Here is a 26065-nt window from a genome sequence, read left to right as displayed (position 1 = left end):
ATGCTATAAAAGTGCTTTGGCTTTCTCAATTTGCAATCGAACTTGATCAAAACCAGTTCCACCTAGAGAATTGCGTCGCTTCACTGCGGATACAGGTGACAACACGTTAAAAATGTCGGCTTCAATTAACTTGCTTGCTTCTTGTAAGTCTTCAAGTGTTAGATCCAACAAGTAAATCTTACGCTGAATACAAAGAAATACGAGCTTTCCAGTCACTTCATGTGCTTCACGGAATGGCATGCCTTTTGTCGCTAAATAATCTGCGAGTTCTGTGGCATTTGAAAAGTCTTGATGTACCGCTTCATTCAATCGCTTTGTATGAATGGTCATCGTGCGGACCATACCTTCGAAGATTTGTAATGATCCATTCAAGGTTTGAACCGTATCGAACATGCCTTCTTTGTCTTCTTGCATATCTTTGTTATAAGTGAGTGGTAATCCTTTTAGCGTAGTTAACAAACTAAATAAGTTTCCGTACACACGACCCGTCTTCCCGCGAATCAATTCCGCCATATCAGGGTTTTTCTTTTGAGGCATGATGCTTGAGCCTGTGGCGAACGCATCATCGAGTTCAATAAATTGAAACTCTTGGCTCGACCACAGAATGATTTCTTCAGCGAAACGCGATAAGTGCATCATCACAAGTGATGCATTACTTAAAAATTCCACGATGAAATCACGGTCACTCACGGCATCCATGCTATTTTGGTACACATGCTCAAACCCTAAATAATTGGCTGCTTTTTCGCGGTCAATTGGGAATGTCGTCCCTGCAAGTGCACCGGCACCTAATGGTGACATATCAATACGTTTAAGCGATTCAGACAAACGTTGCTGATCTCGCTCCAACATCCAAAAGTAAGCCATTAGATGATGAGCAAACGATATTGGTTGCGCACGTTGTAAGTGTGTATAGCCAGGTGCAATGGTTTCGACATGTTGCTCAGCTTGAGTGAGTATCGCTTGCTGGAACATTTTGATGCTATCGACAATTTCACTCACTCTATTTTTCAAATAGAGATGCATATCTGTCGCCACTTGATCGTTACGACTGCGCCCTGTATGCAGCTTCCCACCTACAGGTCCAATCAAATCAATCAGCATTTTTTCTAAATTCAAATGAATGTCTTCGTTCGCAACTTCGAAAACTAACTCATCCTTTGTCGCTTTTACTTTCAACTGCTCTAAACCACCTAAAATTGCAGTCACGTCTTCAATTGGTAATATTCTGCACTCACCGAGCATTTTGACGTGCGCGATACTACCAGTCAAGTCTTCGATAACGAGTTGCTGATCAAAGCCAATAGATGCGCCAAATTCATCTACCCACTGTTCAGCAGACTTTTGAAAACGACCGCCCCATAGTTTGGTCATACAGTCACCTTCTCTTCTCCTTTATTAACCATTGCATGTACTTTAGTTGGAAGACCCCATAATTCAATAAAGCCGACTGCAGATGCATGGTTAAACTCGTCATTAGTAGAATACGTTGCAAGTTTTTCATCATATAGTGAATTCGGAGATTTACGTCCTTCTACTATCGCGTGGCCCTTAAATAATTTCACACGCACCACACCATTTACATACACTTGTGTTTCTTTAATGAATGCTTCAAGTGCTACTCTTAATGGAGAGAACCACAAACCATCATAAATTAGTTCCGTTAACTTTTTCTCAATAACTGGTTTGAAATGGGCTAGCTCTTTCACGAGAGTAATGTCTTCAAGTTCTTTATGAGCAATAAGTAATGTGTGAGCTGCAGGTACTTCGTATACTTCACGAGATTTAATACCGACTAAACGATTCTCCACATGATCAATACGTCCAACTCCGTGTTTTCCAGCAACATCATTCAATTTTAGAATTAAATCTACTAATGAATATGGAACGCCATCTAATTCCGTTGGCACTCCTTGATTAAATGTGATTTCAACAATATCAGCTTTATCTGGTGCATCTTCGATCGCAACCGTAATATCATAAGCATCTGCTGGAGGTGTAGCCCACGGGTCTTCTAAAATTCCACATTCATTAGCACGGCCCCATAAGTTTTGGTCAATTGAAAATGGGCTATCTAATTTAACTGGAATCGGAATGTTATTCTTCTTAGCATAGTCAATTTCTTCTTCACGTGACCAGCCCCATCCACGTACAGGTGCGATAACTTCTAAAGTAGGATCTAGTGCATTAATTGACACTTCAAAACGGACTTGATCATTGCCTTTCCCTGTACAACCATGTGCCACTGCTTGTGAGCCCGTTTGATGTGCAATTTCAACTAGTTTTTTTGAAATTAACGGACGAGACAATGCTGAAACTAATGGATATTTATTCTCGTACCAAGTATGGGCTTGAAGCGAAAGCAATGCATATTCGTTTGCAAATTCGTCTCTTGCATCGATCATATAACTTTCAACAGCACCTACTTGAATGGCTTTCTTTTTAATAAAATCTAAATCTTTACCTTCACCAACATCTAGACAAACTGCGATTACATCGTATCCTTGTTCTTTTAACCATGGAATTGCTACTGAAGTATCTAGACCACCTGAATATGCGAGAACGACTTTTTTGTTCATGTTTTATTCCTCCTGAGTGTATGTTTATTCATTTACATTGAATTAATATACATGAATGATAACATGTAGAATAAATGTAATCAAGCGTATTTTCATGCATATAGAGAAGTTTAACTATTCAAAAAATAGAGCAACCTCGTTGGCTGCTCTTCTTACCTATTATTTCTTTGTAAAAAACTCTCTACCCACTCGTTCAATGACTCCAGGTGCCATACCATATACTTTACTTGAAATACCCATATACCATGGCAAATTCACCTCACGGGTCGGACGCTCTATCACATGGACAATTGCATTTGACACTTCTTCAACGGACAATAAAAATTTTTTTAAGGCTGTTTTATATGAACCAGTAGAGTCAGCCAAATCTAGAAATGGTGTATCGATGGGTCCTGGGTTGATGGTTGTCACATAAATGCCGTATGGTTGAACTTCCATACGTGTAGCGTTTGCGTAACCTAGGAGTGCATGTTTTGTTGCTGCATAAACAGATGCTTTGGGTGTAGCAATTTTCCCTGCTTGTGAAGCGACATAGATGAGATGACCCGATTTTTTTGCTAACATATTCGGTAAAATTCTACTCGTTAACTTCATGGGAGCCGTTACATTAACGCGCATCATTTGTTCAATTTGTTCATCGGTTGTGTTATGCGCTAATGCAAATGTTCCTATTCCTGCAGAAAACACAACTATATCGAGGGCTGGACATTGGCTGTTAACTTCATCAAGTGAATCATCTATTAGTAAATCTGCTTCGATTGCATGAATGCCGAGCGCTTCAAGTTCTTGAAGAACTTCTTTTGACCGACCTGTTGCATAAACGCTGTATCCTTTCGCATGAAGGTCTTTTGCGACTTGCAATCCTACACCACTGGTAGCTCCCGTAACAAGAACGGTTTTATGCTCTTGCATAGGAGAATACTCCATATTCATCACTAGACTCAAATGCCAGACCTTCCGATAACAAGTAATCGACTTGCCCAATGGTTTCTGAAAGCGTCAAACCGAGTTCCTTCTCATATACGGTCGGAAATAGTTTCTGTGTGATTTCATAAATGGTCAATGATTGTTGTGATATCATCGAATGTACTTTCATAGCACGCTCATGTTGTCTCTCTAAACGATGCTCTATTAGTTCATGAACATTGAAAACCTCATTTCCATGTCCACTATAAATTTTCTCAACAGGCATGGATAAGACTCTTTTCAATGATGCATTGTATTGAAGCATCGATTTAGGACGCCCATCACTTGAATTTAGTGGTGGTTCAATCAAAGGGTTAGATGAAATTTTTTCTAAAATATGGTCTCCACCAATCATTACTTTGCTTTCTGGGTGCCAAAAAGAAATATGACTCTGTGCATGTCCAAGTGTTTCAAGTACTGTCCAACCCGGATGCCCAGGGAGTACATCACCTTCTGCAAGCGTCTCATCAAGTGGACGGTTTCCGAGAAAAGACACAGGCCGTTTCATTTTTTCTACCCATGAGTGATATTTTTCCGGTACGCCTTCTTCTTTTAAACGTTTTAAATAAAATTCATCATGATAGGCAAAAAATGCTGGATCACGTGTTAGCCAAAGATCATTGTAGACATGTCCATATACTTTAGCTTGAGGAAAAGCATCAATCCATCCTGCATGATCTGGATGATGATGTGTTAAAAACACTTGTTCTATATCATTAAATGAATAACCTGCTTCTTTTATACCTCGTTCTAATGCTTCGTAAGCTTCAGGTGTTTTAGGGCCCGCATCAATTAATGATAACGAGTCTCCTTTTAATAAATAGGCATTGACGTCCCCTACAGCAAATGGTGTAGGTAAAATTAGTTTATGAATCATTAGGCATTCTCCTTAAAAATGAATCGCTATTCACTCTATTGTACAAGTTTTTTTGGCACTCGTCATCTTTTCAATTTACTTTGAATAGAATTGTAATTCATAGTAAATTGGTTTAATGTAAGAAACGAGAAAGATATCTTATATATTAGGCTATGTCCACTTCCTTGTTTGACAAATAATCATTTGGAAGTCTATAATTTCAATAATTAACAACGTTCAAGCTTTGATGAAGACTAGTATTCGTGTTGAAGGAATTTAGAGAGTATGTCCACTGGCTGAAAGACACACTTCCCACTCACACGATGAACCTACTTTGGAGCTGTCATGCAAACATGACCGTGCCTTCGCGTTAAGAAGGATAAAGTTGTGCTCAAGTTTTGAGCAAAACAAGGTGGTACCGCGGAAACATGTGTTTTCGTCCTTTTATTAGGATGAGAGCGCATTTTTTTATGCAAATTAAAAACTAAAAGGAGGAGTAACAATGAAAACGATCGTATTTGTTGGAGCAGGTTCCATGGCGCAAGCAATTATTCATGGCTGGATGAAAGAGGCTACTGTTGACCCAGAGAATGTGTATGTAATGAATAAATCAGATCAAGAAAAATTGACTTCTCTTAATGAAACTTATGGAGTACAGCTGGTTGATGATGAAAAAGAAATTTTAAAAACAGCTGATTTAATCATATTAGCTATGAAACCGAAAGATGTTCAATCTGGCATGCAATCAATTGCCACCTACATATCATCAACTGCAATTGTGTTATCAGTTCTTGCAGGTGTTCCTATGGATACCATTGAAAAAGGACTTGGCATTCGTCCAATCGCTCGTTGTATGCCAAACACTTCAGCAACAATTGGTATGTCCGCAAGTGCTTTAGCTTGGAATGAACTTATGGAAGATGAAGACAAACAAGAAATCATTCAATTATTGAAAACCATCGGTTCAGTAATAGAAGTAGCTGAAGAAGAATTGCATGTTGTTACTGCTTTATCTGGTAGTGGACCGGCCTATGTATATTACTTTGTTGAAGCGTTCGAGCAAGCCGCTGTTGCTAGTGGACTCAATCCAAAAATAGCACGAGACTTGATTGTTCAAACACTTGCCGGATCTGCTGAAATGTTAAAACAATCCGATAAATCACCAACTACTCTTCGTATGCAAGTCACAAGTCCAGGTGGGACAACAGAAGCTGGTATTCAAGCTTTACAACAAAGCGGCTTTGTCGAAATACTTGCCGGTTGTTTAAAAGAAGCTGAAACACGCTCACGTGAGCTCGGGAAGCTTTATGTATAGGACAAAAAATTAAGTTAGTAATAAGGAAAGATTAATATGTAACACAAAAAAAGGACCTATTTGGTCCTTTTTTGTGCATAATATCAAGACATATTTTTTGCGTAAAAAATCTCATCCATCTCTTTTTTCAGCTTCATAGTAATAGATTTTCTTTCTTCTTCAGATAAAGCGTCTTCTGAATAACCGAATAAGTAATTATTTAAATCAAATTTTTTGAGCTTACATTTTGTATGAAAAATATTTTCTTGATAAACATTCACATCGATCATTTCAAAATTTTCTTCTAGACCTTCTGGAATATAGTTTTGAATAGAATTTATATCATGATCAATGAATAACTTATGACCTTTTACGTCTCTCGTAAAGCCGCGGACCCGATAATCCATCACCATGACATCTGTTTCAAAAGAATGAATTAAATAATTCAATGCTTTTAGAGGTGAAATTTCTCCGCAAGTTGAAATATCTATATCAGCACGGAATGTACTAATTCCCTCATCAGGATGATATTCAGGATATGTATGGACAGTTATATGACTTTTATCTAAATGACCGACTATTGCTTCAGGAAAAGGTCCTGGTGATTCTTGAAAAGACTCAATTGAAGACTCATCAACCGGACCTTCTGAAATCAAAATTGTCACACTCGCCCCCTGTGGCTCATAATCTTGCTTGGCAACGTTTAAAATATTTGCTTCAATAATATCAGTAACTTTGGTTAATATATTTGTTAGACGATCTGCATTGTATTGCTCATCAATATACTTGATATATGCCTCTCGTTCTTCCTTCGTTCTTGTGTAACAGATATCATACATGTTAAAACTTAATGACTTTGTAAGGTTATTAAAGCCATGTAATTCAATTCTTTGTTTAGGCGTCAAACTCATTATTAGTATCTCCTTTTTCTAATAGAAATATATTCGGTATCCATTTAACTGTCTCTTCTACCACTAAATCAGGGTTAGATTTCTGCTTATGTTAAAGGCTTACATGCTCTATTTTCCCACAAAACACTTGTTGTAAAACATATAATTGAACAAATTAATTATAATATACACTTCGAGTGTTATAGAAAGTGTCTTAACAAGTAAATCATTCTTTTCCCATTATGTCGACAAAAGGCTGTTTACATCCCCATGAGCATACGAACCGCTATAGTTAGGGTGAATTTGCTATACTGATAATATACATATAAGGAGGAGTTTTATTTAATGTCTAAATTATTTGAGGAATTCACAATTAAAGATGTGACATTTAAAAATCGTATTGTCATGGCACCAATGTGCATGTATTCAAGTCACAATCAGGATGGTCAAGTGGAAGATTGGCATCGTGTGCATTACCAGACACGTGCAGTTGGCCAAGTAGGTTTAATTATATTAGAAGCATCCGCTGTACAACCAGAAGGTCGTATTTCTCAAGATGATTTAGGTATATGGAGTGACGAGCAGACAAATGGTTTATCAGAGCTTGTTGATTTAATAAAAGCTCATGGCGCTAAAACCGGCATTCAACTCGCACATGCTGGTCGAAAAGCAACTGTAAAAGGTGATATATTTGCCCCCTCCCCACTTGCATTTAACTACCACTATAAAACACCAATCGAGATGACGAAAGCAGATATTGCTAAAACAATTGAAGCCTTTAAAGAAGCTGCCATACGTTCAAAAAAAGCAGGTTTTGATGTTATCGAACTTCATGGTGCTCACGGCTACTTGATAAATGAGTTTCTATCCCCATTAACCAATAAACGAACAGATGAATATGGGGGAAGTGAAGAAAATCGCTACCGCATGCTCCGTGAAACAATTGAAGCTGTACGTTCTGTTTGGGAAGGTCCCTTATTTGTGCGTATTTCTGCTCATGATTACAAAGAAGGGGGCATGACACCAGAAGCATATCTTGTAATGACGAAATGGATGAAAGAACAAGACGTTGATTTAATAGATGTGAGTTCAGGTGCCAATGTACCAGCAACTATTGATTCTTATCCTGGTTATCAAGTGAAATTCTCTGAAACCATAAAACACGAGACACCGATTGCAACAGGCGCAGTTGGCATGATCACTTCCCCACTTCAAGCAGAAGAAATATTGAAAAATGACCGCGCGGACTTGATTTTCCTAGCACGGGAATTGCTTCGTGACCCGTACTGGGCTTACCGGGCAGCAAAAGAATTACACACAGAAATAAAATCTCCAGTTCAATACGAACGTGGTTGGATATAAAAAGACTAGACTAAGTATTCCCTATCTACGCTTCGGCTACCACTTGAAATGAGCATACACTGGTTCTTCCATGGTATATAAATTACATCTAATTCAGTACAGTGTATACAAAAACAGCGAGCCTTCCTCAATTTTATCGAGGAAGGTTCGCTGTTTTTTTCTATTATGAGGATACTAATTTCAGGTGGTGTCCGACGAGTTCCAATCAAGAATCTTTAACCCTTAGCAAAAGAAAAAAGCGACATTTCGTTTGGAGACACTATTTTGGATTTTAAATTACTCATTTTAAATTTAACATAACCTCATAATTTTGGAGCATTATTCAGATTTCATAAGTCTAGTCTTAAAGTCACAGGCATTTAAGGATATAAATTTTAATGTTTATTTGAAAGTAAGCAAAGTATTAACCCGATTAAATACGAATTAGACATCTTTGATGAGTTTCATACAAATTGAGGTTAATTAGCTATACATTATTGTTTTTAGTAATGGAATTACTGATTTTGCTAATATTTCCGATAGATGAGAAAATAACTATGTGTAAAACTTAATAACGATTAAACTCTTTCACGATTAATTGAAAATGTTTTGGTTAAACTATATACAACAATATCGTTGGAGGTAAAGTATGGAGTTAGTGAAAGAATTGTTAATTTTATTAGGTCGAGTCGTTACGATTTTGCCATTAATGCTTATTGTGACATTATTTATGGGAAGACGATCTGTCGGAGAACTCCCGATTTTTGATTTTTTAATTCTTATGTCTCTAGGTGCAGTTGTAGGAGCAGACATAGCAGATCCTGATATAGAACATATACATACGGCTGTTGCAGTAGTACTAATAGGGATACTGCAAAAATCGGTTGCTATTTTGAAGATTAGATACCGAAAATTTGGCAAGCTAATTACTTTCGAACCTACAATTGTAATAATGGATGGCGTGATGTTAAATAACAACCTAAAAAAAATTCAATACTCCATTGATAATCTGTTGTTACTGTTAAGGGAGAAGGATATTTTCGATCTAAGTAGTGTCCACTTAGCTATCATTGAAGGAAACGGGAATTTAACGGTTATGAAAAAACCTCAAAAAGAAACCGTAACAAATGAAGATTTAAAAATCGGAAAATTACATACTGAAATATCTTATCCGGTTATTGTAGAAGGCAAATTGTATAAAGAGGTTCTTGAACATTTGCAGTTTAGTCCGCCTTGGCTGACAGAGAAATTAAGAACCGCTGGAGTAGACGATATAAATCAAGTATTTTTCGCTGCTCTTGACAAAGAAGGAAATTTAACTATATCCTTCAAGGATGAGAAATTAAAAGATTTACCACCTATCATTCATTGAATTTCAAACCTAACACTACTACCTCAAAGACTTTACCCTTAACAATCTATTAATTCACGAGAATCGGTATGCTGAGGCAACCATTCTTGAAACCGTAAAATCCCCATCTTTCTCCCATGGAGGAGTCATACCAATCATATCTATTTCTGTTATGAAATATAATAGTAAAAGCTCTCAGACAAATCGATTTGTCTGAGAGTTTATTTTTAGTTATTGTATTTGTGTAATTATTTCTGGTTGAGCTTTTTTATCTTGAGATTCATGTAATTTCACCATCGCAAAACGGGCAATCGGTTGAATGACTAAACTTTCTGCAATAAGTACAATTACAAAGTTGCGTGGCCAATTCTGCAACCAGTTGCTGAAGATTTCGTTCTAAAACCATTTCCTACAATATCACCAATAAGTGTCATAGCGGCTGACATTCCTAGTACAGTGAAAAGAATACGGAATACTATTTTGGCATTGAAGCTATCCGTTGGTTGAGTGAATTTTGCAGCTAAAGATTCAGCAATACGACCGAAAATGGCTGGTTCAATAATCATAACAATAATCCACATAATCGGTATAGTCTTCAAAATGGATAGAGCCACACCTCCGTTGAATTCACCAACAGCGACAATAATACTAAATGATGTCATAAATAGAACCGTCAATGTAGAAATAATGGCACCTACAATAGGCCTTCCTTGCCGTTTCTTGGTAGTCTTTTTTCAAAATTCATTTTTTTCTCCCTTTCAATAAACTTAATTTGGAACTTGGTTATACGCTAAATACATGAGTAAAAATACAGCGACGGTGGTACCCAATAATGGATAAGGTCATAAAGAACAAATTTGATGTGACTTAAATTTATTTTTAATATGCTCGTTATAAGTACTACTATTATTTCAATTTTATTGTTTAGTTGTTTAATTGTTTATTATGACTTCAATATTTTGGTAATATTTTGTTAATCGTTCTAATCTGTTGATTTGAGTTAAATATAGCATCACCTCCCTTCAATTGAAGCTGTCATTAATAATGAAGAGAGGATTCAATTGAAATGTCATCTGTAAAAAGCTTTTTACAATAAAATTTTCGCTTAAAAACAAGGAAAATATTTTTATAATTTGTTTACATGAATATGACTTCAAAAGACACACTAAAAAGAACTTAAATTAAGAAAGGAAGATGTAACATGGGCAGAGATGATAACAAATCTACAAGTAATTCCAAAAATACTTTACCTCAAACGCCAAAAAGCCTAAAGATCCCATCTAGTAGTGTAAATGAAGAACTCGCTAGTGAATTTGCAGAAATAGGTTCTAAAGCGTTGAAAGTTCTGAATACATCCACTCATCAAAAAATTGTACCAGATCGTATTAGAGCAGAACTCGCTAGTGAATTTGCAGAAATAGGTACCAGATCGTTGAAAGGTAAAAACACTTCCATCCAATACACAACAAAGAAAGAATAGCTTTGAGATAACGAAGTTTAGATAACTGAGCTCAAAAATGTAATTCTTAGCACCCACCTTATATACTCAAATGTATTGGGTGGTTCTTTTTTTGAAAAGTTCGCTATTTATTTAGTGGATGAGACTCAATTTCTAACATAGATGACGATTTCCAACTTAGCCTTTAATATTACCAATAAATGGTACTCCATCTTCTATTGGTCAAATCGCTTTATTCTTCTCATGCTGCTCTCTAGAAAGCAAGGTTTAAACGACACTTATTATCTTTGTATTACACTGACTGTTTGCAACCCACTCATTTAAACGTCCTCTAGGAATTCAATATTCACATGGATGTTGATAAAGTCTTTGATAGGATGACGTTTGAGTGGTTTCAAACGACCATTGCGATCTAGAGTTACAGGGAAATTCTGAAACAATAATATTCCCATTTTAAGTACTACTATCATTTTAATTTTCTTTATTTAATACGACTTCAACATATTTGGTATCTCATGAAGTAAATCAAGAAATGATTTCTCGGTTAAATCAGTTCGTAATTGTTGCATCACGGTAAAAGCTTGCACCCATTGATGATCAATAGTAGTTAACTCAAGAATACTTTCATTTGGTGAATTCAAATGTACTCAGCCTCCATATTAGAAATCATTAATGCTTATTTTTACCAATAAACAAATAGCTATATTAGAGGTAGCTATTATAATTCAAATAAATTTTTCTCTTATTGTAAGAACAATTTTCACAATCCGCTACCGCTATCTTTACTATCACCCATTCGAAAGTCCTGACTCTCACCAGGGCGAATGTTTGGATTAGTAGGAATATGGGGGAAATTATTGTTCTTCTTCCTTCTCCATTCAATGAAGCCACCTAAACTAAATAACATAATGATTGGAACAATAAAGTATAACCAACCCATCCTCAACCACTTCCTTTTAATACCACCATATCATAAATTCACTTTTCTGTTATTAATATTTAAATCGTGATTTAATAAACTAAACTGTCGATGAGCTCTTTAATAACGGGCCACTGGATGGATGCCTATTATTAAACTGCGTATACCAATTGATATAGTCCGGTTTTATAAAATGGCAGATGATTAATCTTGCTATTTCTATAAGAAAAATTGAATTGTCCATGAAAACACTGCCTTTCCTTCACAGTGATTTTTCCATCTTCATCATATAAAACCCGCTCCATGCAAATACAATCGATGCGATATAAAAGATGCTTCCTATCGTCAGAAAATCAACTAAATAACCTGTTGCAATAACGGCAATCGCTGCTCCAATTGATGTCCAAATGTGGTACCGGCCAATTTCATTTCCTGCTGTCTCTTTATTTACGGTACGAGCAAGGACGGTTTTCTCTGAGTTTTTCTGAACAGCACCAAGTAATCCCATAAAAATTTGCAGCACATATATATGCCAGATTTCGTAAGCAAGTGGGAAAACAAGCAAGATTACTGCCATTCCCCATGAATAAATGATTAATAAGATTTTATCTCCTGCCTGGTCAGAAAACTTCCCAATTACTGGGTAACTCAGCGCTGCAGTCAGTGCAAATAAACCGTATGCCCAACCAAACTGGGCGTAACTATTACCAACATTTTTTAGTAGCAACACATAGAACGGAAAAATCATGCTTGCAGCCATTCCGATAGTTCCTTGATAGATAATAAATTTTCTGTAATTCATTTGTGGTACTCCTCATAGAAAAGATTCATGAACCGTTCATCCGGATCATACTTTTCTTTCATTTCAAAGAATTCTTTTGTTCTTGGGTACGCCTTATTTAACTGCTCATTCGTAGGATACTGATAGTAAGGAAGGTAATAGGTACCGTCATGTTTTAACGTCACATCAATCATATTCCGAATGACCCGACCAGTTGTTTCGATACTTTCCTTACTTGTACCTTGATTTATAAGCATAACGAGCGCAAACATATCGTCTTTTGCATATGACATAACGGCCTCTTCGTTTTTCCCCACATATCGAACGGTGATATTTAATAGATTAAAGTCTTTTTCATGTTTGAGTGTATTTCTTAGATCATCAATAAAGGCAGTATATTGATTGACTGGTACAAAATATTCCTGTAGTACTTCTGTATTACTAGCACTTTCATAGTCCATAAACATAGTTTCAGAACGCATGACATTATTTCTTGAAATATACGTATCGTCTATCCGCTTACTGTATTTTTCTTGAGTGGTCCAAAACAAATTCTTGCCCCACTCATTTATTCGTGAAAGACCAAGAAAAAATTTTGGTATCGCAATAATACTTTCTCGCTTTAAAGTCGTGTAGTTACCTAATTGGGATTGATCATCTGAGGTTGAATAATCTGTAACATACATTTCGGTTAAATAACTATCTGGTGCGACCGAAATCCTAGCAAGATGCATTTTCACATCATCTTTTTGCAAAACATTATTTGTGAAATAGGAACTGTATTCGTCATATGAAACAGATTCGGTTTTCACTTGATATAATTCATCTTCTGTCAGTTGTAAGGTAACATCTAGAATTACTCCGAATAACCCGTATCCTCCATTTACTAAATTGAAAAGTTCAGTATGTTTATCACGACTGACTTGCAAGATTTGTCCTTGTGCATTGAGCAACCTGAAGGATTCAACTGTTTCAATGAGTGAGTGATTTCGGATATCTCGACCGTGTACATTTACACTCATCGAACCTCCAACAGTGAATATATTTTGTGATTGACTAACTTTTAAAGCAAGACCATAGGGATTTATGTATGATTGAATATCCGCCCAAGTTACACCGCTTTGGACTGTAATGAGCTTATTTTTTTCATCTAATTCTATGATTTTATTATATTGTTTCATGTCGAGTAGTATCCCTCCTGGATAAAGGGTTTGACCTCCTTGACTATGCTGCATGCCAGCAATCGAAATCTTATCATCATGACGACTTGCCGCACGAACGATACTTCGAATTTCTATTTCACTATCGCTAGATTTAACCGACTTCATCGTAACAGGCAATAGCCTGCCTCGATCTTCGACAATCGGACTAGCAAGTTGAGATTGAAAGTTGGTCAATGAGACTGCAAATATCACTGCATATAAAATAATCACTAAATAGCGTATTCTTAAAATTTTTATCAACTCCTTCTTGAGGATTCTTTCTAGTTACATTTTAATTGGATCAGAATTAATAAATAGAATAGCCCAAAAGAAGTATAGTGCTCTTATTTTCATCATCATGCCTCGCACAATTTGTATGAAAGTTAGTCTTCAAGTTTTCTATCGTTCCTGCCGTTTCGCATAAATACGTTTTACAAATCCTTTCTTATGGTTAGTATATTGGCCAATACCACTACTGTTGTACTGAACATAATCCAATTTTAGATTCAAATATTCCTCTCTCTCAGTTTCATTTGAGTTCAAATAGTCTTTGAAAAATATCAAATCACTCCATAGTTTCTTATCGTACTCGACAAGATGGACATAATGTGTTTTTTCTTGATATGTGTCATCCGTAAATTTTGCAAAAACAACTTCTGCAGACAGCTCAACACCTAATCTCATAAAACCTACTTTCTTAAGTCCTGTGATGATAGAATTATCAATAGTAATGATGTCATCAACACCCATAACAATATCTATTATCGGCTTTGCCATCATACCCATTATGGCTGTGCTGCCTATATGTTGTATCATTTCATCATCAACGTTTATGTGATTTAAGATTTCTTGTTTCACTCGAAGAAACTCATTTTTCCATTCAATATCATAAGGAACTAATTTGACTTCATCTCTTTTTAACCCTAACTTCATATTATCAATCCTCTTTTCTTCCATCTCTTTACCTCCCTTTTGACATCTCAAGTTCAATTTGCATTAAACAGTTCCATTTCAATGTAAAATACAATTAGTTTAATAATCTTTTTTAAATCTTGTACATATTTTTCATGCCACTTTCTTTCATAGTGAGACTCATCATTACCTAGTTAAGCCGTTCTTTCAGCTATTTAAGATACTTTAGGATGGGATGGGAAACATCCCTTTTAATAAATATATTCTTAACATAGTATTCTAATCTCTTCTTCATCATTTGGATGCAGGGACATAGCTTAATCCGCATAGAACACGATTGATTCATTTTCTATTCCTCCTAATCCTTGGTTTCCCCCAAAAGCCTACAAATTGATTTTTGCTTACTTTATTAAACTTTTGAAACTTCTAATCTAATTCAACACCAGTGGTTAAATCAACAACTAAGCCGTCGAAACTAATATAATAAGTTTTTCCCTAGCTATCACAGATATAAAACTCATGACATCTCCTTCTATTTTAAATCCAATATTCGACAAAAGAGGAATTAATCCTTTATTCAATATAAAAGCATATGAAACGTTAAATTTCAATTACCCTTGGATCAAATCTCGTCCTTTTCTGAACACGACACTATTAGTTACGAAAGTTATCTGTAACTTTAATTCTCATTAATTTAAGCGTTATTTTACACATAGATTAAAAAACCCAGTAACCTTGACGTAATAAGGTACTGGGGTTTCTTGATTTATATACTTAGCTTATGGCAGCTACCTATAATTGTTCATATGTATACTAGATTTCTACTTTGAATATAATCTTCTAAAGACTAAGAAAACGATTTTTCAACAAGAATCGTCTGAACATAATAATAACTTATCCCTATTCATTGATTTAATCGATTTCACTTTTTAAATATCTGCTTCTACTTGAAGGGGAAAGGATGAATATGGAAATTTTCTTTTTGAATTCTCCATTACTTATATCTACTTAATATTTCTTTTTGAATTCTCCATTACTTATATCTACTTAATATTTCTTTTCGAATATGACAATAATCATTTGGACATCTAGCTAACCTATCTTGATGTTCTTCTGCACTTCTCACATAGTTTGCAAGAGGTAATACTTCGACAACTATAAGGTCATAATCATATCTCTCACTAAGAAACGCCTTCGCCTCTTTTAAGTGTTCAGGCTTCTCACTATAAACTCCTGTTCTGTATTTCTCACCAACATCCTGTCCTTGTTTATTCAAACTGTATGGATCAATGATTTCAAATAAATACCCCATTAATTCCCTGATTGTTACAACTGTCGGATCAAATCCTGTTTTTACACATTCGGTGTACCCATCATAATCACCCTCAAGTGTATGACTTGTTCCATTAGCTCTTCCTGCTTCTGTAAACTTAACTCCAGGTAAAGTTTTTATAAAAGCTTGAACTCCCCATAAACATCCACCTGCAAGATATACTACTTCCATATTGACTCTCCTCTTTGTTTTTCAAAAAAATTCATTCCAAGTAAATAGCAGGAAAAAATGTAGTCACTAAATCTACTACACATTAAAATAAGGACAAATCTTCTTATTCCACATTATGACACGTTTGCAGAAAATTGATATTATTGCAATTTGGTGAGGTCCTGTTTCTTCACATTTCTGATTTTTATTTTTATACACTTTTACTCAATTTTTAACAATTGAGCATTAATTGCACAAATAATTGTACTTAGTGACATAACTGCAGCCCCAATTGCAGGAGTTATTACAATACCTACACTAATCAAAACCCCTGCTGCTAATGGAATTGCGAGAATATTATATCCAGCAGCCCACCATAAGTTTTGTGTCATTTTTCTATGACTGGCCTTAGAAAGTTTTAAGATATTTAAGATATCTACTGGGTTACTGTTAACAAGGATGACATCTGCTGTTTCAATCGCAACATCTGTCCCTGCACCAATTGCAATTCCTAGATCTGCCTCGGCTAATGCAGGTGCATCATTAATGCCATCACCTATCATCGCTACTTTTTTACCACCATCTTTTAGATTCTTCACGTTATTTGACTTTTCATGCGGTAAAACCTCTGCAATTACTTTTGAAAGACCAAGTTTTTCACCTACATAATTTGCCACACGAGTATTATCCCCGGTCATCATAATTGTTTCTATACCAAGATCATTTAATTCTTTAATTACTTGATAGGAGGATTCTCTTATAATATCTGCCAAAGCAATCATTCCTTGTAACACATTATCCTTTAACACGAATATTACTGTTTTTCCTTGTTGCGCAAGTTCTTCGTACGTATTTTCATCAAATAAGATTTGATTTGCTCTCATCGCGCCTGGACTGACAGCTGCAACTTCTACACCATTAACTTGTGCGACTAGCCCTTTTCCAGTTAGGTTTTGATAATCTTTTACTTCATAAAGTTCTAGATTTCGATTCTTGCCTTCTTTGACAATTCCTTTTGCAATTGGATGATCAGATTGAACTTCAACAGAATAAGCTAGTTTCAATAATTCCTCTTCACTAATACCATTGCTTGGATGAATATCTGTCACACCAAAGTTTCCTTCTGTTAAGGTACCCGTTTTATCAAATACAACACGATTAATTTTAAATGCCCCTTCAAATGCTGTTCGATTACGGATTAACAAACCTTTCTTCGCTGCAATGGAAGTAGATCTTGAAGTTACTAATGGGGAAGCTAAACCTAGTGCGTGTGGACAAGCGATAATCAAGACAGTTACCATTCTTTCTAATGCAAAGTCAAAATCTCCGGTCATCGCCCAGTAAGTAAGAGTAAGAATCCCTGTAACTACTGCAACATAAAAAAGCCATTTAGCAGCAATATCCGCAAATCCTTGGGCTTTCGATTTCGTTTTTTCCGCATCACTCACTAATTGTATAACTTGTGAAAGATAAGTATCATTACCTGTTTTACTAACTTTTATTTTTAGTACACCTTCACCATTTACAGCACCACCAATTGCTTCCATACCAGGACTTTTTTCTACAGGAACAGATTCACCTGTTAACATGGATTCATCAACTGTTGATACCCCCTCAAAAATTTGCCCATCAATAGGAATTTTCTCTCCGGATTTAACAAGAATTTGATCTCCTGCTTTCAAAACCTCTATAGATACATCTAAAAGATTTCCTGATACATCAATTTTATGAGCATCTTTTGGCATTAACTTAATTAATTCTTCTAACGCCTTGGAAGCTCCCATAATTGATTTCATTTCAATCCAATGTCCGAGTAACATAATAACAATCAAAGTAGCTAGCTCAAAGAAAAAGTCACTTCCTACAATGAAAAAGGCTGTCAATGTGCTATATACATAAGCAGTTACAATTGCTAGTGAGATTAAAAGCATCATTCCAGGAGCTTTGTCTTTCAGCTCATTCCATGCACCAAGTAAAAATGGTTTTCCTCCATAGAAAAAGATAATAGTTGAAAGTAAGAATAATAATAAGGTGTCACCAGTAAAATTCACTTCATAACCAAAAAGCATTTGAATCATCATTGATAAATATGAAATAGGTATAGCTAACGCTAAAGATATCCAGAAGCGCTTTTTAAAATCCACGACCATATGACCGTGATGTTTTGAATGACCTCCGCCATGATTTTCATGTTCCTCATGTACATTGTGATCATGTTGAGTGTGATCTGATTGATTATGGTCTTCATGCAGGCCGTGATTAGGTTCACCGTGATGTTTTTGGTTGGGACCTTCATGCATACTGTGATTGTGTTCATCTTTACCTTGCTTTTCCATTGCTCTTACTCCTCTTTGGTTTCTATTTAAAAAGTTTTTAATATATATATTTTCCGTACATTCCTATCAACAAGATATAATACTATACCCAGGAATGGTATGGTATAGATGCGATGGGGTCGCCCTCCGTCATATAGCTGATTAGCTTACTCCCCATTCTATTATTTGTCTCAATTTCTTCATAAAGCCGTTTATGTAAACTAATAAGCTGCCTTTCTCAATATACAGCTTCCAGTATGTCAGAAATAAACTCGTTGATATCGTCTTTTATAATAACTCCGTTTCCTTCACAAAGGTAATCTGCATCAAAATTTTTAAAAGCTTCTAGTCCTTCGATAATTGATTATGATAATATAATTCTACAAGAAAAGGTTTTCCTTTTTCTATTTATTCATTTATACAAAAAAAAATTACGCTCTCCTATTCCTCTTTTAGATACATACTACTTCTTTAGTTTATATAACCGTTCGTAATTTTTTTGTTGCTCTTTCATTGTTTATTGCTCTCCTTGGCACTTTTGGAGCTTCCACAGACTCTAAAATAATAAAAAATTTTCAAGTCGTAGAGAAGTAAGGGAATGCATTTGATACTACAACGAAGACCGGATATTGATAGTAAAGAAATTAGGCTTCTTGACGCTCAAGGAATCTATGGCTCAAGAAGCCTAATATAGATGTTTTATACGTTTCTCAAATCGCTAGGCCAATCTAGAAAGCTTAGTTTTTTTATATTTGAAGCACAAACAAGATAAAAACCGCCATCGAAACCATTGATGACGGTTTTTTCTTAACTTTGGCCTTGCAGTATTTTCTCCAAATGTTTGACGGTCGGAGTCAAGTTCGCAAAGAAATAAGCTTCTCGCAAACGCCGCGACGGTGCACTGTCTTGGATATACCCGGCACTGCCGTTATGGAGCATGCTCGCTTGGACCGCGTCCAGCGTCAAGTAGACCGATTCTAGGCGGAGACCCGCAATATCTTTCCAGTTTACTTTTTCCTGCTTTACTAAACGGCGTATTTTATCTTTCAATACGGCGTATTTTTGTTGCAGTTCGTTCGATTGCGTCTTTAAATAGCGATTGCAGCCATTCTGCTTATTGTGGACCTTTTCGATCGATTCGATGGAAGCTTGAGTTACACCGAAACCAAGAGGAATTTGATAAGAAAGAAAAGCAGGACGGATTTTCTCGACATAGCTGTCTGCATCCTCAGCGACTATCCATTCATCCGGAATGAACACATTGCTAAATGAACATGCATAAGTAGCGCTGCCGTTCACCGCCAAATAACCGACTTTTTCTTTCAAGCTTACTCCTTTGGCCTCACAAGGAATAAAACACATGATTGGTTGTTTGCCCTCCACATTCGCAATGATGCCCATCCAATGGTTTTGGCCAAGGTTGGAAACGGAAGATAGGACCCCGGAAACCGTATATCCTCCGTCTGCCGGTTCAGCCTGAAGATACAGTTTTTCAAGCCCCGCTATATGCTTCATCGGATTTGATAGACCGGTAGCGCCAAGAATTTGGCCATTTTCCAGAGCAGGCAATAGCTTCTTTTGGAGCACGTCGTTGCTTGTATTTCGAAGATACGTTAATGCAGCGAGATGGCACCAAAGACAAAAAGCGGTTGTCATGCATACTTTTGCGACGCTTTCCACCAATTCCATTTCATCCAACAAAAGATCCTCTTGCGATTTCCCATCAGAAGACAGCCATCCAGCCTGACCGATTTTTTTCAGGAAATCTTCGGCATAAAAAGCTTCCGCGTCGATTCGCTTCACGTAAGGCTTCAACTCCTGCGCAATCAGCTGTTTAAGCGTTGTGCCTGTTTCCAATCCGCTGTTCATCATTGTAACCAACTCCTGCTAATTGTTTTTTCTTAGTTTGACTGAATTTCCGTAATGGAATCAATTGGTGTTTTTACTGCTTCACGAGCCCGTTTAACAGCAGCTTCATCTGGAGCGTCGTAGAAGCACAGGCATTTGGACATATCTTCACAGACATATGTTCTTGAGAATACCACTTCCGGAACTTCTTCATAATGAACCGAATTCTTTTTCTTTCTCGCCAAGTATTGATCCATCGTCAAATCTTCCGGCAAATTCCATTCCACCAGATAATTGATGACGTCCTTGCCTGATTTTACATCATCGAGTTCTTTGCCGACCAAACGGACATCTTTCACAAGATCTGCAGAGATGCCTGCACTTTTCAAAACTTCAACTGCTGTTTTCTGGTCTGCGCCTTCGATAATGAAGAACGAGCGTGCATAGTCATTTGATACTTGTACTTCAATCAACTCAGATGAATGTTGCTTCAACTGCTCTTGAAGTGCAGCCACCTTTTGTTCCAATTCCTCTTTATTAGAAATGATTCCTTTTAATGATGCTTCAATAAGATATAATGTCATGCTGATCCCTCACTTCATTTTTTTGAAGATTCTCTCTTCTAGTAAGTTATATTATTATACTTAGTTATTTAAAGCAACCTTATTCACTTTTATATAGTCTATGTTAAAATATAGGCAAAAGGAGTGCTGAAATATGAAAACGAGATATAATCTGCCATGCAATATTGCCCAAACATTGAACATCATCGGTGATCGATGGACTTTACTTATCATCCATGAGATTCTAATCGGCCAAAATACTTTTAATAATATTAAAAAATCGTTGCACGGCATTTCCTCCAACCTGTTATCCGAGCGATTAAAAGAGCTTGAAGAACAAGGCCTTGTCGTATCTGAACTTTACTCCGTCCATCCACCACGCTACCAATACACCTTGACTAAAAAAGGAACAGAATTGGAACCTGTCTTCAATTCCCTCCTCATCTGGGGAAGCAGCCACTTGGAGAAATGCTATAAGAAATTGATTGACCCCACTACTGGCGAAGAGCTTGAAATTGGCTATTACTCGAAAAAAACAGGCAAACGCGCGAAATCCATCCAAGTCAAAACAGTTGAATACGAATTGCAGTAGAATGGAGATTAATCATCTCTATTCTTTTTTTAGCACACTTTTACTATAAGTTAAGGATAAAATTTCCATTGTTCAAAGTTTTTTATGCCATCATTCCGTAATATTTGCCAACCCACCGCTCCAGGACACTGATCATTCGGTCCAACAGGAATCCACATACTCCGATAAAGATAATGCCTGCCAGAACATAGTCGAGATTCAATGTATTTCTTGAATCAACAATCAGAAACCCAAGACCGGATTGCGCCCCAATCATTTCTCCAGCAACCAGGAAGATCCAGGCTGTACCTAGTGCCAAACGCAAACCGCTCACCACAGCTGGAAAAGCTGCGGGGAAAATGAATTTATACATCAATTCCCAATTGCGGATTTCCAGATTTTCTGCAATTTTTAAATACGATGGATTGATTTTTTTGACTCCTGCGACAGTCGAGAGCAGGACAGGAAAAAATGCGGCAATAAAAATAATGGCAATCGCCGGCATATTGCCGATTCCAAACCATAAGACTATAAAAGGGGACCAGGCTACTGGCGCAACCGGCCGCAGTACCTGGACAATCGGATCGATTACTTGCCAGACTCTTGGCGATCTGCCCAGAAACATCCCCAATAGGATGGCTGGGAAAACAGCCATTAAATACCCTGCCGCAAATCTGCCCAGACTGACCTGCAGATGGACAAAGATGATTCCTTCAATTATCAAGTCAATAATTGCTTTCCCGACACTTAAAGGCGACGGAAGGAGTGCTTCCTGGTAACCGCCTAACCAAATAACCACTTGCCAAATGATGACCAGAATCACCATTCCAATCCCAAAATTCATGAGCTTCTTCGTTAAATTCATCTTAGGTCACATCGCTTCATCAATATAAGTATTGTCTACAAAGTCTTCAAAAACCGGTGGATTTTCCATCAGTTCCATTTCAAGGACAAAATCACGCAATGTATTGTACTCCGTTTCTTCGATACGCAGATTTTCAAATGAAATCCATCCTAAGGAAAGTTCGAGTACCTCCCTTTCCACCTTCATGTATTGACTAAAGGCTTCATAAACTGCTTCATCCTTTTTCTCTGCATGTTTACCCGACTCAACATATTGGGTGACCAGTGACTGCGTAGCCTTCGTCTGAAGATCCATAAAGTCCTGGCGCAGCACCAATACACAGCAATAGGAATCTGCCCATATTGCATCCGAATGATGAAGCACTTTGCCGATGTTATTTTTCACCGCCAAGGCACCGAACGGTTCAGCCACTACATAGCCGGAAATTCGCTGTTCGGATAAGGCTGCCGGCATCTCAGGAGGCGCCATTTCCACGACGTTGACATCCTCCAGCGAAAGCCCTTCATTTTTCAGCATTTCATACAAAAGGATATTATGGCTTGAATAGGTATGGGGAATCGCAAATGTCTTCCCTTTTAAGTCGTTGGCACTTTCAATATCCTTGGATGAAATCACTACATTCCCATCTTTATGCCCAAGTGCAACAGCTTTTAGGTCAATACCTTTTTCCTTCGCTTTCATCGCCAGTTCGACCAATACCGATGCACCATCTATCCTACCCGTATTCAAAGCATCCATTAGATCCGGCCACGAATTGAACTTGACCATTTCTAGTTCATACTCCCCGTATTTCCCCTCTTCCATGTGTTCGTCCATATAAAGGGGGCCGGCATGCGTTATCGGTAAATATCCGATTTTAATGACGGGTTTGTCCACTGCCGCCTGCATACTCGGCTGGCCGCAAGCCGTCAGGAAAAGCAATATACTGGCTGCCAAAACGGATAATGCTACTTTCCTTTTCTTCACAAATCCCACCCCTTTCTTAAATATTGTATTCCGGAGCTATTCGCTCCGTACTTAACTGGAATTCATCAAGAATTTTTCTGCGGAAATACTGGAAGTCGCCATGGGTACGGTCCCTGGGCTTCATCTGGGTGATGGCAATTTCCTTTTGAATCCTACCCGGATGAGAACCCATGACCATTACACGATCCGAAAGATACACGGCTTCATCAATATCGTGCGTGACAAGAACGATTGTCGTGTTCTTTTTCTCCTGAATACGCAGCAGTTCTTGCTGAAGGTTATAGCGATTAAACGAATCTAGCGCTGCAAATGGTTCATCCATCAATATGACATCCGGCTGAATAGCAAGAGCCCGTGCAATTGCTACACGCTGCTGCATTCCTCCTGACAATTCGTGTGGGAACTTATCCAGCGATGTTTCAAGCCCGACCAATTTCAAGGCATCGATGACGCGTTCACGTTGCTTATCCGCAGGCGACTTCTCTCCTTCAAGCCCCAACTCCACATTTTTCAACACTGTTCGCCAAGGCAATAAATTGATTTGCTGAAAAAGCATGACACATGATTTAGTAGGCTTTATAACAGGTTCTCCGTTATGTAGGACTGAACCCTTTTCCGCTTTTTCAAAGCCTCCAATGATATTCAGCAATGTGCTTTTCCCACATCCGCTTTTCCCGAATAAGGTGACGATTTCTCCCTTTTTCACTCGAAAACTTACATTTGAAAGGACTTGCAACTTCTTCTCCCCAACGCCGAATGATTTCTCGATATTCTTTACTTCCATCATATTAACGGACATATGCAGTCTCCCCTATCCTTAAAACAAACAATGCCTATCAACTTACTAGGCTTTAAGTTATTTTAATGTACTGAATGCAAAAAAACAACCAATTATTCTCTTTTTTTCTGAAAATTACTGCAATGGATTGAGGAATATTAAGTCCAAGTGATTTGTAAATCCCTCCTTTTACAACATCGTTTCTGTAGTATATAATTTTTTTCGTGTAATAGCAGAGGAGAGACGCAAGAACACTACTATCCACTGAATAAACTAGGCATTGGTGATTTACAAGGCTGTTTTATCAGCAAGCCATTATTCATGGAGGATTTGTTCCGGCAACTCGAAGCGAATAATATTAAGTAAACTGAAAAAGTGTAATATTTTTCTCCTTCCGTTATCATGGCCACTCATTAAAGATTACCTGAAAGCCTATAAGTAGAACCGATTGAAAATTGTTTTTATAGAATTATTTCAGCAAAAAGATGTAAATTATAACACCCAGTCTGGTAGTCAATAAAGATTTCAATAGAGTGCTTTATTCAAAAAACACAACAATGCCTTTCCGCTAAAAATCGGAAAGGCATTGTCTATACTATTCTTATTTTAAGAACTTTTCTTATAGTTTTTTAATAAAACGATAAGAAGGATAAGGGTGTAAAAAAATAAAATAAATGAAGTTATTCTCGGGAATATATTTTTCTGTATTTGGTAACTGATGTCTGCAATAGAGTAAATAAAAGCAAGAATTAAAAGTACCAAAAGAAAACGCGGTCCCCTGTTTCTAAAAAAATTCATATTTTCCGGATGTTTATTTTGTTCATAAGCACCCTACCTCCAATTAGTTGCTGTTCCTGGAATCCCCTTATAAGAGTACACATTGTTTCTTATTCCAACGGTATTAACATCATCCTCTCTGTTAAAGAAAATCTTCTTACATAACCTTTTTTACTTTTGATAAGGAAAAAGAAGATAATCCTTGGACGTTTGTCATGGGAATAATATTTTCTTTGATGGGATTATCAATGTTCATTGCAGGTAAAGTTCACCATTTAATAATCTAATACAATGCTTCACAATTTTTTAAAACCTCAAAAAACTCAATCCCTTAATTGTGTTTTTTATGCAAAAAGACGCCTTCTTATTAAAGAATAGCGCCAAATTGTGGTAGATACATTATCCTCAATTACTTCTTTAAATTAAATAAAGTTCATACTTAATCTCCTCGCATTATTTTTCTTTTAATAGTGAATACTTTCGATAAGCTTTATAGAAACTTCTACCAAAAAAAACAACCATAAGTGCTGGAAACAACTTCAAAAGGACAAATGGAGATTCAAATAAAAATGCTTTCCAAAATAATAGACCTTTCATACTCCAAAGATCTTCATGGTATAATCCCGAATCGCTATAGAGCATAAAAGAATAAGTCAAACACAGCGTACCTAACCAAAATGAATACTCCATTAATCTTTTATAATAATTACTCTTGGATTGGCGATCCGAGAAAATTTCATTTTGATCGTCATCTTCTTTTTGCCAATACCTTATTCCACTAAGCCAGGACCCCTTTATATAGTTCCAACCGAAATCCTCATATGTTCCTTTGTATTCCACGTACTTTTGCTTAGGTAAATAATCTTGATAATCAAGTCGCATAACATATCTCTTGTCAGTTTTTTCGAAAGTGTATATACCTAACTTACTAATATTTGCACAGCGATAGCCTTTTTGTAATTGCTCGATCAGCCATTGCTCTTCTTTTTCAATATTAAAAAATACTTTAAACCTCTTCATTTGATTCACTTCCTTCATACAAGGATAAAATATGCAATAGCCTTTCTTGTTCCATTTTCAAAACGGTTCTTCCTTCTGTAGTTATCATATAAATTCTTCTCCGACCTGAATTTCCAACAGGTTCAATCCAACCATGTTTATTCAAGTTTTCAATCGCACCGTATAATGTACCAGCCGCTAAAATAACGGTACCATTACTTATTTTTTCTATCTTCTGCATTACGGCATAGCCGTGGAGTGGCTCACGTAGAGCTAATAAAATATAATGCATGGTTTCAGACAACGGTAATAATTTATGTTTCATAATCTCACCCTCTATTCAGTTTAAC

The 26065-nt window shown here is 36.7% G+C and carries 27 protein-coding genes and 1 other annotated feature; of the genes, 5 read left to right on the top strand and 22 right to left on the bottom strand.

Annotated features, from left to right (window positions below; genetic code table 11):
- Positions 1-3 precede the first annotated feature (3 nt).
- The 4 genes from argH to E2636_RS07665 form a co-directional block, all read right to left on the bottom strand.
- Complete coding sequence (gene argH, locus E2636_RS07680; RefSeq protein WP_134209670.1) at positions 4-1374, bottom strand: argininosuccinate lyase; 1371 nt, start codon at positions 1372-1374, stop codon at positions 4-6.
- Entirely contained in the window at positions 1371-2579 is a 1209-nt protein-coding gene (locus tag E2636_RS07675; RefSeq protein WP_134209669.1) for an argininosuccinate synthase, read from the bottom strand. The genes argH and E2636_RS07675 overlap by 4 nt, the downstream gene beginning before the upstream one ends.
- A 159-nt stretch (positions 2580-2738) precedes the next feature.
- Complete coding sequence (locus E2636_RS07670) at positions 2739-3491, bottom strand: SDR family NAD(P)-dependent oxidoreductase (protein ID WP_134209668.1); 753 nt, start codon at positions 3489-3491, stop codon at positions 2739-2741.
- Complete coding sequence (locus E2636_RS07665; protein WP_134209667.1) at positions 3478-4422, bottom strand: MBL fold metallo-hydrolase; 945 nt, start codon at positions 4420-4422, stop codon at positions 3478-3480. The genes E2636_RS07670 and E2636_RS07665 overlap by 14 nt, the downstream gene beginning before the upstream one ends.
- Positions 4423-4636: 214 nt before the next feature.
- Positions 4637-4848, top strand: a binding site (T-box leader).
- A 55-nt stretch (positions 4849-4903) separates the two neighbouring features.
- Between E2636_RS07665 and proC the strand changes: the two genes are divergently transcribed.
- A complete protein-coding gene (gene proC / locus E2636_RS07660) occupies positions 4904-5716 on the top strand; it encodes a pyrroline-5-carboxylate reductase (protein ID WP_134209666.1) in 813 nt (270 codons plus the stop codon).
- Positions 5717-5799: 83 nt separating this feature from the next.
- Here proC and speD read toward each other — a convergent pair whose 3' ends face one another.
- Positions 5800-6606: an adenosylmethionine decarboxylase gene (gene speD / locus E2636_RS07655; protein ID WP_134209665.1), complete on the bottom strand. Its 807-nt coding sequence runs from the start codon at positions 6604-6606 to the stop codon at positions 5800-5802.
- A 324-nt stretch (positions 6607-6930) separates the two neighbouring features.
- Here speD and namA point away from each other — a divergent pair, with 324 nt between their 5' ends.
- Both namA and E2636_RS07645 read left to right on the top strand, forming a co-directional pair.
- Positions 6931-7947: an NADPH dehydrogenase NamA gene (gene namA / locus E2636_RS07650; RefSeq protein ID WP_134209664.1), complete on the top strand. Its 1017-nt coding sequence runs from the start codon at positions 6931-6933 to the stop codon at positions 7945-7947.
- A 628-nt stretch (positions 7948-8575) separates the two neighbouring features.
- Complete coding sequence (locus E2636_RS07645) at positions 8576-9298, top strand: YetF domain-containing protein (RefSeq protein WP_134209663.1); 723 nt, start codon at positions 8576-8578, stop codon at positions 9296-9298.
- A 210-nt stretch (positions 9299-9508) separates the two neighbouring features.
- On the opposite strand, the gene E2636_RS18955 is transcribed toward E2636_RS07645, so the two are convergent.
- Together E2636_RS18955 and E2636_RS07640 are read right to left on the bottom strand one after the other, a co-directional pair.
- Positions 9509-9652, bottom strand: coding sequence for a hypothetical protein (locus E2636_RS18955; protein WP_166669497.1), 144 nt, complete (start codon positions 9650-9652; stop codon positions 9509-9511).
- A complete protein-coding gene (locus E2636_RS07640; protein ID WP_166669496.1) occupies positions 9625-9954 on the bottom strand; it encodes a hypothetical protein in 330 nt (109 codons plus the stop codon). The genes E2636_RS18955 and E2636_RS07640 overlap by 28 nt, the downstream gene beginning before the upstream one ends.
- A gap of 524 nt (positions 9955-10478) precedes the next feature.
- On the opposite strand from E2636_RS07640, the gene E2636_RS07635 reads away from it, so the two are divergent.
- Positions 10479-10757 (top strand): YfhD family protein, encoded by a 279-nt coding sequence (locus tag E2636_RS07635; RefSeq protein ID WP_134209661.1) that lies wholly within the window; start codon positions 10479-10481, stop codon positions 10755-10757.
- 299 nt (positions 10758-11056) lie between these two features.
- Here the strand turns inward: E2636_RS07635 and E2636_RS18950 are convergent, their stop codons facing one another.
- The 10 genes from E2636_RS18950 to E2636_RS07590 form a co-directional block, all read right to left on the bottom strand.
- Entirely contained in the window at positions 11057-11206 is a 150-nt protein-coding gene (locus E2636_RS18950; RefSeq protein WP_166669495.1) for a hypothetical protein, read from the bottom strand.
- Between the two features lie 15 nt (positions 11207-11221).
- Positions 11222-11377: a hypothetical protein gene (locus E2636_RS07630; RefSeq protein ID WP_208324177.1), complete on the bottom strand. Its 156-nt coding sequence runs from the start codon at positions 11375-11377 to the stop codon at positions 11222-11224.
- Between the two features lie 119 nt (positions 11378-11496).
- Complete coding sequence (locus E2636_RS07625; RefSeq protein ID WP_134209660.1) at positions 11497-11676, bottom strand: hypothetical protein; 180 nt, start codon at positions 11674-11676, stop codon at positions 11497-11499.
- A gap of 241 nt (positions 11677-11917) precedes the next feature.
- A complete protein-coding gene (locus E2636_RS07620; RefSeq protein ID WP_134209659.1) occupies positions 11918-12457 on the bottom strand; it encodes an MFS transporter in 540 nt (179 codons plus the stop codon).
- Positions 12454-13914 (bottom strand): FAD-binding protein, encoded by a 1461-nt coding sequence (locus E2636_RS07615; protein ID WP_407670296.1) that lies wholly within the window; start codon positions 13912-13914, stop codon positions 12454-12456. Before E2636_RS07615 ends, E2636_RS07620 begins: the two co-directional genes overlap by 4 nt.
- A 123-nt stretch (positions 13915-14037) precedes the next feature.
- Positions 14038-14571 (bottom strand): GrpB family protein, encoded by a 534-nt coding sequence (locus E2636_RS07610; RefSeq protein WP_134211771.1) that lies wholly within the window; start codon positions 14569-14571, stop codon positions 14038-14040.
- A 1012-nt stretch (positions 14572-15583) separates the two neighbouring features.
- On the bottom strand, positions 15584-16054 hold the full coding sequence (locus E2636_RS07605) for a peptide-methionine (S)-S-oxide reductase (RefSeq protein WP_134209658.1): 471 nt from the start codon (positions 16052-16054) through the stop codon (positions 15584-15586).
- Positions 16055-16254: 200 nt separating this feature from the next.
- The gene (locus E2636_RS07600) at positions 16255-18369 is read right to left on the bottom strand and encodes a copper-translocating P-type ATPase (RefSeq protein ID WP_134209657.1); all 2115 of its coding nucleotides are present in this window, start codon (positions 18367-18369) and stop codon (positions 16255-16257) included.
- A gap of 786 nt (positions 18370-19155) precedes the next feature.
- Positions 19156-20220 (bottom strand): acyl-CoA dehydrogenase family protein, encoded by a 1065-nt coding sequence (locus E2636_RS07595; protein WP_134209656.1) that lies wholly within the window; start codon positions 20218-20220, stop codon positions 19156-19158.
- Positions 20221-20249: 29 nt separating this feature from the next.
- A complete protein-coding gene (locus E2636_RS07590; protein WP_134209655.1) occupies positions 20250-20780 on the bottom strand; it encodes a DUF4242 domain-containing protein in 531 nt (176 codons plus the stop codon).
- Positions 20781-20913: 133 nt separating this feature from the next.
- Between E2636_RS07590 and E2636_RS07585 the strand changes: the two genes are divergently transcribed.
- Entirely contained in the window at positions 20914-21351 is a 438-nt protein-coding gene (locus tag E2636_RS07585) for a winged helix-turn-helix transcriptional regulator (protein ID WP_134209654.1), read from the top strand.
- Positions 21352-21433: 82 nt separating this feature from the next.
- Here E2636_RS07585 and E2636_RS07580 read toward each other — a convergent pair whose 3' ends face one another.
- The 5 genes from E2636_RS07580 to E2636_RS07555 form a co-directional block, all read right to left on the bottom strand.
- Positions 21434-22195, bottom strand: a complete 762-nt coding sequence (locus E2636_RS07580; RefSeq protein WP_134209653.1) for an ABC transporter permease — start codon at positions 22193-22195, stop codon at positions 21434-21436.
- A 6-nt stretch (positions 22196-22201) separates the two neighbouring features.
- On the bottom strand, positions 22202-23161 hold the full coding sequence (locus E2636_RS07575) for an ABC transporter substrate-binding protein (RefSeq protein WP_134209652.1): 960 nt from the start codon (positions 23159-23161) through the stop codon (positions 22202-22204).
- A gap of 16 nt (positions 23162-23177) precedes the next feature.
- The gene (locus tag E2636_RS07570) at positions 23178-23960 is read right to left on the bottom strand and encodes an ABC transporter ATP-binding protein (protein WP_134209651.1); all 783 of its coding nucleotides are present in this window, start codon (positions 23958-23960) and stop codon (positions 23178-23180) included.
- Positions 23961-25169: 1209 nt separating this feature from the next.
- A complete protein-coding gene (locus E2636_RS07560) occupies positions 25170-25736 on the bottom strand; it encodes a DUF2812 domain-containing protein (RefSeq protein ID WP_134209650.1) in 567 nt (188 codons plus the stop codon).
- Positions 25723-26040 carry a PadR family transcriptional regulator gene (locus tag E2636_RS07555; RefSeq protein WP_134209649.1) on the bottom strand — a complete coding sequence of 106 codons (318 nt, stop codon included), beginning with the start codon at positions 26038-26040 and terminating at the stop codon, positions 25723-25725. Before E2636_RS07555 ends, E2636_RS07560 begins: the two co-directional genes overlap by 14 nt.
- Positions 26041-26065: the final 25 nt, after the last annotated feature.

The organism is Paenisporosarcina antarctica (assembly GCF_004367585.1).
In the GTDB taxonomy this organism is placed as follows: domain Bacteria; phylum Bacillota; class Bacilli; order Bacillales_A; family Planococcaceae; genus Paenisporosarcina; species Paenisporosarcina antarctica.
This window is presented reverse-complemented; position numbering and strand designations above follow the sequence as displayed.

Excerpts from the sequence above, each read along its gene's own strand:
- argH (WP_134209670.1), bottom strand. The coding sequence starts at position 1,374 with ATGACCAAACTATGGGGCGGTCGTTTTCAAAAGTCTGCTGAACAGTGG.
- E2636_RS07675 (WP_134209669.1), bottom strand. The coding sequence starts at position 2,579 with ATGAACAAAAAAGTCGTTCTCGCATATTCAGGTGGTCTAGATACTTCA.
- E2636_RS07670 (WP_134209668.1), bottom strand. The coding sequence starts at position 3,491 with ATGCAAGAGCATAAAACCGTTCTTGTTACGGGAGCTACCAGTGGTGTA.
- E2636_RS07665 (WP_134209667.1), bottom strand. The coding sequence starts at position 4,422 with ATGATTCATAAACTAATTTTACCTACACCATTTGCTGTAGGGGACGTC.
- proC (WP_134209666.1), top strand. The coding sequence starts at position 4,904 with ATGAAAACGATCGTATTTGTTGGAGCAGGTTCCATGGCGCAAGCAATT.
- speD (WP_134209665.1), bottom strand. The coding sequence starts at position 6,606 with ATGAGTTTGACGCCTAAACAAAGAATTGAATTACATGGCTTTAATAAC.
- namA (WP_134209664.1), top strand. The coding sequence starts at position 6,931 with ATGTCTAAATTATTTGAGGAATTCACAATTAAAGATGTGACATTTAAA.
- E2636_RS07645 (WP_134209663.1), top strand. The coding sequence starts at position 8,576 with ATGGAGTTAGTGAAAGAATTGTTAATTTTATTAGGTCGAGTCGTTACG.
- E2636_RS07635 (WP_134209661.1), top strand. The coding sequence starts at position 10,479 with ATGGGCAGAGATGATAACAAATCTACAAGTAATTCCAAAAATACTTTA.
- E2636_RS18950 (WP_166669495.1), bottom strand. The coding sequence starts at position 11,206 with ATGATAGTAGTACTTAAAATGGGAATATTATTGTTTCAGAATTTCCCT.
- E2636_RS07625 (WP_134209660.1), bottom strand. The coding sequence starts at position 11,676 with ATGGGTTGGTTATACTTTATTGTTCCAATCATTATGTTATTTAGTTTA.
- E2636_RS07620 (WP_134209659.1), bottom strand. The coding sequence starts at position 12,457 with ATGAATTACAGAAAATTTATTATCTATCAAGGAACTATCGGAATGGCT.
- E2636_RS07610 (WP_134211771.1), bottom strand. The coding sequence starts at position 14,571 with ATGAAGTTAGGGTTAAAAAGAGATGAAGTCAAATTAGTTCCTTATGAT.
- E2636_RS07605 (WP_134209658.1), bottom strand. The coding sequence starts at position 16,054 with ATGGAAGTAGTATATCTTGCAGGTGGATGTTTATGGGGAGTTCAAGCT.
- E2636_RS07600 (WP_134209657.1), bottom strand. The coding sequence starts at position 18,369 with ATGGAAAAGCAAGGTAAAGATGAACACAATCACAGTATGCATGAAGGT.
- E2636_RS07595 (WP_134209656.1), bottom strand. The coding sequence starts at position 20,220 with ATGATGAACAGCGGATTGGAAACAGGCACAACGCTTAAACAGCTGATT.
- E2636_RS07590 (WP_134209655.1), bottom strand. The coding sequence starts at position 20,780 with ATGACATTATATCTTATTGAAGCATCATTAAAAGGAATCATTTCTAAT.
- E2636_RS07585 (WP_134209654.1), top strand. The coding sequence starts at position 20,914 with ATGAAAACGAGATATAATCTGCCATGCAATATTGCCCAAACATTGAAC.
- E2636_RS07580 (WP_134209653.1), bottom strand. The coding sequence starts at position 22,195 with ATGAATTTAACGAAGAAGCTCATGAATTTTGGGATTGGAATGGTGATT.
- E2636_RS07570 (WP_134209651.1), bottom strand. The coding sequence starts at position 23,960 with ATGTCCGTTAATATGATGGAAGTAAAGAATATCGAGAAATCATTCGGC.
- E2636_RS07560 (WP_134209650.1), bottom strand. The coding sequence starts at position 25,736 with ATGAAGAGGTTTAAAGTATTTTTTAATATTGAAAAAGAAGAGCAATGG.
- E2636_RS07555 (WP_134209649.1), bottom strand. The coding sequence starts at position 26,040 with ATGAAACATAAATTATTACCGTTGTCTGAAACCATGCATTATATTTTA.